The sequence below is a fragment of the Mesorhizobium sp. M7A.F.Ca.CA.001.08.2.1 genome, from assembly GCF_003998455.1.
Taxonomy (GTDB): Bacteria; Pseudomonadota; Alphaproteobacteria; order Rhizobiales; family Rhizobiaceae; genus Mesorhizobium; species Mesorhizobium ciceri.
This window is the reverse complement of record NZ_RZPW01000602.1, coordinates 1-3,915: the sequence shown is the minus strand read 5'-3', so window position 1 is coordinate 3,915 and position 3,915 is coordinate 1. Positions and strand designations below refer to the sequence as shown.

The window sequence follows — 3,915 nt, the reverse complement described above, 5'->3', positions numbered from 1 at the left end:
TGGAGATGGTGTTGTACTGGTCGCCGGCGATGATCAGTTGCAGTGCCGCGATCGTCGCGTCATTGCCGGTCACCGGCGGCACCGGATCGACGCCGGCCGCCTTGAAGGCCGCGATGGCGCCGCCACCGGTGCCGTCATTGGCGGCAACCACGCCGAGGATTTTCGGGCCGAAGCGGGTGATCTGGCCGCCGGCCCATTGCTGCGCCTTCGGCGGCGCCCATTCCGGCGTGTCGTATTCGGCCAGGATCTTGTAGCCGCTGTTGTCGAGGCCGGCATGGATGCCCTTCTTGATCAGGCCGGCCGCCGCGTCGGTCGGCGAACCGTTGATCTGTAAAACGCCGCCGGTGGCCGGATCGACCTTCAGCGCCTTCAGGTGCTCGACCAGCGAATCGGCGATGGCCTTGCCGATGCCTTCATTGTTGAACGAGACATAGAAGTCGGCCGGCGCTGTCGGGATTGGCCGGTCATAGGCTATGACCTTGATGCCCTGGCTCTGCGCCAGCTTGACCAGCGAGGCGGCGGCGGTCGAGTCGACGGGGTCGAGCACAATCGCCTTGGCGCCCTGCGAGATCACCGAGTTGAACTGCTGCTGCTGGCGCGAGGCGTCGGCATCGGCGTTCTGGTAGAGCACCTTGCAGCCCGGGCACAGCTTCTTCATCTCGGCGGCGAAGCCGGGATAATCATGCTGTTCGTAACGGGTCGAGGCCTGGTCAGGCATCAGGAAGGCGACGGTGGCGTCGGTGACTTCGGCTGCCTTGGCGATAGCGGCGGTGCCTGCCAGCAGCGACAGCGCAAGCGCTGCCATGCCGGCGGACTTGCCAGTGGACTTCAATGAAATTGAAAGTTTGGTCATTCGGTCTTCTCCGTTTCTGGATATGTTGTAAGAAGGTCGTGACTGCTTTGGTGGTCTGAAGACACCCATCCACCCTCGCCCCAATTGAAGGGGTACCAGGGTCCGGCGCTGGACTTTCGAGCCGCGCCGACGTCCTCCGCCGACGGAGGAATTCGAGACAAGCGTTCTCCATCACGAACCGCTCAACGCGGCTCACGTCCGTCATGCAAAAGAAAAATCCTCCCTTGGTTCCTCCCTGGCTCCTCCGTTAAGCGGCTTTTCCCGCGTTGATGTTGTCGGCCAGCAGGCGCCTGAAGCGCGAGGGCGGCATGCCCTTCTCCGCCAGGAACTGCCGGTTGAAATTGGACAGGTTGTTGAAGCCGACCTCGTAGCAGATGTCGGTGATCGAGGCCTGCTCGTCGCTCATCAGGATCTGGCAGGCGAGATTGATGCGCAGCCGCTTGACATACTGCACCAGCGACATGCCGGTGTGGCGGCGAAACGAGCGCGAGAAGGCCCCGGTCGACTGGCCGGCGATGGCGGCGAGATCCGCCTCGTCGAACAGCTGCGTCAGGTTCTCCCTGATATAGGCGAGCGCCTTGTTCATGCCGGCGGTCATGTAGCCCGACGGATCGGGCCGATAGCTGGCGCTGGCCAGCAGCTGGAATTCCTGGGCGCGGCTTAGCAGGCCGGCGATCATCATGAACAGCTCGATGCGGCGCACGCCCTGCGCCTGCATCATCTCTTCCATCAATGGCGCCAGCGCCTTGCTGGTGCGGTTGGAAAACAGCACGCCGCGCCGCGACGCCTCGAGCAGAGCCGCAAGCCCCGCCAGCTCCGGCAGCACATGCATGGCATCGCCGATGAAACTTTCGGAAAACTGAATGATGCGGCCGCGCAGCGGGATCGAGCTGTCCTTGGGGATGTCGCTGACCCAATTGTGCGGCAGGTTCGGCCCCGTCAGCACCAGATTGCCCGGCTCGAACTCGCCGATGAAGTCGCCGACGAAATAGCGGCCGTTGGTGAAGATTACCTGATGCAGTTCATATTCTGGATGGAAGTGCCAGCGCACCGTATGGAAGGGGTAGCCATGCGACCACGCCTTGAAGGACTCCCCGCGTCGTATCTGGACAACTTCCAGGTCCGGTTCCATGTCCGTTTCCTCCCGGCCGGCACGGATATTTGCCGCGTTCGGCCCAATTCCCTAAACCGGCCGAATTGGTTTCGGCTCTGCATTTCAAGAGCCACGGTACCGGCTCATGACAACAGGCGCCACCACGATTCAAGACAATGGATGATACTTTTTTAACCGGAAGGGCGCGCTCAGAGGCGCTATTCGGGCAGAACAGGTCAGTCTTGCTGACGCGTTCGCTCGACTGACCAACGAGAACACTACCGCCCGAAACGGAATTCCAACGTGTCCGGTGGGCGCCTGGCCTATCGCAAGAACAGCGTGTTCAGGCGCTGATGCAGCGCCGTCATCGTAGTTCAGCTGGTGCGCAGCGCACCACCCGCCACCGTCGCGAGCGGCGTAACCATGTCAGGCACCAGTATGTCGTGGCGGCGCGCGAAGCTGACCAGCGTGGCCCGCACCGTCTCCGGATCGATTTCGCCGACGATGCCCGCCTTGCAAGCGTTGAGTGCGATGGCATGGGCGCCGTTGCGGCCGGCGCTCGGCCAGTCCTGCAGCAGTGCATAGGCTTCCATCACGCTGTCGATCTTCCTCGGAAAGCCCATTCCGACCAGAAGTGTGACCGGTTCTTCGAATTGCCCGCAATTCATGGCTTGTACCTCCTCTCGATTGTTCAGGGCCTGCAGCGGGCCGAACACCGGGAAGCACGGCCCGCCGCGGATAGGTGAAGGGACTGGCCGATTTCCGTTCAGCCGCTGCCGGCGGATACCTCGGATGTTGCCGACACTTGCTGCGCTGCGAGGAACATCAGTGCCGACGCCGCGGTTCGCCGGTTCCAGCCGGCGGCTTCAGCCATGTCGAGCAGCCCTGCCAGCAGCGGCTTCAGCACGTTCCTGCATTCTGTTTCATAGGCCAGGAATTCCTTCGCTTGATGCGTAGGAGCCGGTACGGATTCGAGGCCAGCCATTGCATCCATCTTTACCTCCACTCTCTCTTCGACTGACGCCCGCTCCCCGCCAGGGGAGCGGGCGGATTGGGCCGCGACTTCAGAAGTCCATGCCGGCGCCGGCGGGCATTGCCGGGGCGGCGGCTTCCTTCTTCGGCTTCTCGGCCACCATGGCCTCCGTGGTCACCAGCAGGCCGGCGACCGATGCCGCGTCCTGGAGGGCGGTGCGCACCACCTTGGCCGGGTCGATAACGCCCTGGCCGAAGAGATCGCCGAATTCATTGGTCTGGGCGTTCCAGCCCCAGCCGAATTCGCTTTTCTCGCGCAGCTTGCCGACAATGATCGAGCCTTCGGCGCCGGCATTCTCGGCGATCTGCCGGACCGGCGTTTCGATGGCACGGCGCACGATGTCGACACCTGTCCTCTGGTCCGCATTGTCGGTCTGAACGGTATCGAGCGCCTTGGCCGCCCGCAGCAAGGCGACGCCGCCGCCGGGCAGCACGCCCTCCTCGACGGCCGCGCGGGTTGCATGCAGTGCGTCGTCGACACGGTCCTTGCGCTCCTTGACCTCGACCTCGGTCGAGCCGCCGACCCGGATCACCGCAACGCCGCCTGCGAGCTTGGCCAGCCGCTCCTGCAGCTTCTCGCGGTCATAGTCGGAGGTGGTCTCCTCGATCTGCGCCTTGATCTGTGCGACACGGCCCTGGATCTCTTCCTTGCGGCCGACACCATCGACGATGGTGGTGTTTTCCTTCTCGATCACCACCTTCTTGGCGCGGCCCAGCATCTGCAGCGTTACATTTTCCAGTTTGATGCCGAGATCTTCCGAGATCGCGGTGCCGCCGGTGAGAATGGCGATGTCCTCCAGCATGGCCTTGCGGCGGTCGCCGAAGCCCGGCGCCTTGACGGCCGCGACCTTGAGGCCGCCGCGCAGCTTGTTGACGACCAGCGTGGCAAGCGCCTCGCCCTCCACATCCTCGGCGATGATCAGGAGCGGCTTGCCAG

General features: G+C 63.6%; 5 protein-coding genes. All 5 read right to left on the bottom strand.

Translation table 11 applies throughout. The features are described 5' to 3' along the window. Positions 1-853: sugar ABC transporter substrate-binding protein (locus EN914_RS27225; protein WP_164778944.1), on the bottom strand; the 853-nt coding region annotated here is incomplete at its 3' end. A gap of 247 nt (positions 854-1,100) precedes the next feature. Continuing rightward, positions 1,101-1,985 carry an AraC family transcriptional regulator gene (locus EN914_RS27220; protein ID WP_013530722.1) on the bottom strand — a complete coding sequence of 295 codons (885 nt, stop codon included), beginning with the start codon at positions 1,983-1,985 and terminating at the stop codon, positions 1,101-1,103. A 335-nt stretch (positions 1,986-2,320) separates the two neighbouring features. Continuing rightward, on the bottom strand, positions 2,321-2,614 hold the full coding sequence (locus EN914_RS27215) for a DUF982 domain-containing protein (RefSeq protein WP_024501654.1): 294 nt from the start codon (positions 2,612-2,614) through the stop codon (positions 2,321-2,323). A 98-nt stretch (positions 2,615-2,712) separates the two neighbouring features. Continuing rightward, on the bottom strand, positions 2,713-2,940 hold the full coding sequence (locus tag EN914_RS27210) for a hypothetical protein (RefSeq protein WP_024501655.1): 228 nt from the start codon (positions 2,938-2,940) through the stop codon (positions 2,713-2,715). Positions 2,941-3,010: 70 nt separating this feature from the next. After that, positions 3,011-3,915 (bottom strand): chaperonin GroEL (gene groEL, locus EN914_RS27205; protein WP_127389373.1); only part of this gene is annotated, 905 nt, incomplete at its 5' end.

Bases quoted from the DNA above. Each gene is read 5' to 3' on its own strand.
- EN914_RS27220 (WP_013530722.1), bottom strand. From the start codon at position 1,985: ATGGAACCGGACCTGGAAGTTGTCCAGATACGACGCGGGGAGTCCTTC.
- EN914_RS27215 (WP_024501654.1), bottom strand. From the start codon at position 2,614: ATGAATTGCGGGCAATTCGAAGAACCGGTCACACTTCTGGTCGGAATG.
- EN914_RS27210 (WP_024501655.1), bottom strand. From the start codon at position 2,940: ATGGATGCAATGGCTGGCCTCGAATCCGTACCGGCTCCTACGCATCAA.